We start from the raw sequence: 1,691 nt of genomic DNA, 5'->3' as shown, positions 1-1,691 counted from the left end.
ATCATGCTGAGGTTGGCACCTCCCGAGTTTTTAAGGTTTTCGCAGGCGAACCAGTTCGATGTGGTGTACGGCGGAGGGGAATCCAACGTGGCGGTATCGCTGGCCAACTATGGGGTGCCGGTGGACTTTGTCACGCGGTTGCCCAAGAACGACATAGGTGAATGTGCCCTGATGGAGATGCGCAAAAGGGGGGTGGGGACCGATAAGATCATATTTGGCGGCAGCCGTCTGGGCATCTATTTTCTGGAGACCGGCGCGGTTTCAAGAGGAAGTAAGGTGGTGTACGACCGTGCCCGTTCGGGCATGGCCGAGATCGAAAGGGGCATGATCGATTGGGACCAGGTGTTCCAGGGAGTGGACTGGTTCCACTGGACCGGTATCACCCCCGCCATCTCGCAGGGTGCCGCGGATGCGTGCATCGAGGCGGTCAAGGCCGCAAAAAAACATGGGCTGACCGTTTCCACGGATTTGAACTACAGGGCCAAGTTGTGGGATTATGGGGGCGATCGTGAGGCCATCATGACCGAACTGACCTCCTATTGCGACATTATTCTGGGCAACGAGGAAGATGCCGAGAAACATTTCGGGATCAGGCCCGAAGGACTGGACATCACCACCCAGGGGGAACACGTAAAGGCCGGGGCCTTCCTTTCCGTCTGCCAGCAGATGATGAAAAAATTCCCGAACGCCAAAAAGGTGATCACCACCCTGCGGGGCTCCATCAGTGCTTCGCACAACACTTGGGCCGGGGTATTGTACGATGGGAGGACCATGTTCAAATCCCGGGAATACCAGATCACGCACATCGTGGACCGGGTAGGCGGTGGCGATTCCTTCATGGGGGGCCTGATCTACGGTCTGCTCAAATATCCGGGGGACGACCAGAACGCACTGGACTTTGCGGTGGCGGCCTCCTGTTTGAAACATACGATCAAGGGGGATGCCAATCTGGTGACGGTGGACGAAGTGGAAAAACTGATGGGTGGCGATGCCTCCGGGCGAGTGGCACGATAAGCAAATAGTATGGCAAAGTATTCAAGGATAGAGGTGGCGATGGCCATGGAGAAAACGGGAATGGTCCCCCTGTTCTACCATCCGGATGTGGCATTGGGCAAGAAAGTGTTGAGGGCGTGTTATGATGGTGGGGCCCGCTTGATGGAGTTCACGGCACGTGGCGATTTTGCCTTCGAGGTCTTTTCGGAGCTCAACAAATTTGCGATAAAGGAACTTCCTGGGATGATGATGGGCGTTGGCTCCATAACGGATGCGGCCGCGGCATCGCTCTTTATGCAGATGGGTGCCAATTTTGTGGTGACCCCGTCCTTGCGCGAGGATATCGCCATGGTGTGCAACCGTAGAAAGGTGCTCTGGTCGCCGGGCTGTGGTTCCCTGACGGAGATCAACAGGGCGGAGGAACTGGGCTGCGAGATCATCAAGCTTTTTCCGGGATCCACCTACGGCCCGGAATTCGTGAAGGCCATCAAAGGGCCACAGCCCTGGACCAAGGTGATGCCCACCGGCGGGGTCACCACGGAAGAACCCAATCTGAGGGCATGGTTCAACGCAGGGGCCACCTGTGTGGGCATGGGATCGCAATTGATCGGCAAGGAAGTGTTGGCCGGGCAGGATTTTGCCAAGCTGGAAAACGAGGTGCGGCAAACCTTATCCACTATCATCAAATTGAAATAATC

At 56.4% G+C, this 1,691-nt stretch carries 2 protein-coding genes; both read left to right on the top strand.

Annotated features, from left to right (window positions below; genetic code table 11):
• A partial coding sequence (locus tag LKX84_RS17865) for a sugar kinase (protein ID WP_228239083.1) occupies positions 1-1,014 on the top strand: 1,014 nt, incomplete at its 5' end.
• Between the two features lie 9 nt (positions 1,015-1,023).
• Positions 1,024-1,689, top strand: coding sequence for a bifunctional 4-hydroxy-2-oxoglutarate aldolase/2-dehydro-3-deoxy-phosphogluconate aldolase (locus LKX84_RS17860; protein WP_228239081.1), 666 nt, complete (start codon positions 1,024-1,026; stop codon positions 1,687-1,689).
• Positions 1,690-1,691: the final 2 nt, after the last annotated feature.

The organism is Allomuricauda sp. M10, assembly GCF_020782875.1.
Classification (GTDB): domain Bacteria; phylum Bacteroidota; class Bacteroidia; order Flavobacteriales; family Flavobacteriaceae; genus Flagellimonas.
Note: the sequence above shows the minus strand (reverse complement) of the source record. Positions and strands in the feature narration are given on the sequence as shown.

What these genes read in the sequence shown, in the direction of transcription:
- LKX84_RS17860 (WP_228239081.1), top strand. Translation starts at nt 1,024, where the DNA reads ATGGCAAAGTATTCAAGGATAGAGGTGGCGATGGCCATGGAGAAAACG.